This window comes from Terrisporobacter mayombei, from assembly GCF_020748465.1.
GTDB classification, from domain to species: Bacteria; Bacillota; Clostridia; order Peptostreptococcales; family Peptostreptococcaceae; genus Terrisporobacter; species Terrisporobacter mayombei.
This window is the reverse complement of the sequence record NZ_JAHZMP010000166.1, coordinates 1-482: the sequence shown is the minus strand read 5'-3', so window position 1 is coordinate 482 and position 482 is coordinate 1. Positions and strand designations below refer to the sequence as shown.

The following is a 482-nucleotide window of genomic DNA, read 5'->3' as shown; positions in this document are numbered from 1 at the left end:
GCCGCTACGCTTTAGCTATACGTGCTAATTCAAGAGAAGAGACCATGGACAACGACAAAATTGATCAACACAGCGACGAAATTGAAGTTGAGAGCGAAGAAAAAGAGCGCGGCAAAAAAATAGAAATAGATGAAGACCGACTCCCCTCCCGGGCGATGGCAATTCATGAGCATATCCGCCAGGATGGTGAAAAAGAGCTGGAACGCGACGCAATGGCGCTACTGTGGTCAGCCATTGCGGCGGGTCTGTCGATGGGCGCTTCGTTACTGGCAAAAGGGATATTTCAAGTCGAACTGGAAGGTGTGCCGGGCAGCTTCTTGCTGGAGAATCTCGGTTATACCTTTGGTTTTATTATCGTCATTATGGCCCGCCAGCAATTATTTACCGAAAATACCGTGACTGCGGTACTACCCGTCATGCAAAAACCGACAATGAGCAACGTCGGCTTACTTATACGGTTATGGGGCGTCGTGCTGCTGGGT

General features: G+C 49.6%; 1 protein-coding gene. It reads left to right on the top strand.

What is annotated here, in order from left to right:
• Positions 1–44: 44 nt before the first annotated feature.
• Positions 45–482 (top strand): formate/nitrite transporter family protein (locus K0039_RS20925; protein ID WP_228106849.1); only part of this gene is annotated, 438 nt, incomplete at its 3' end.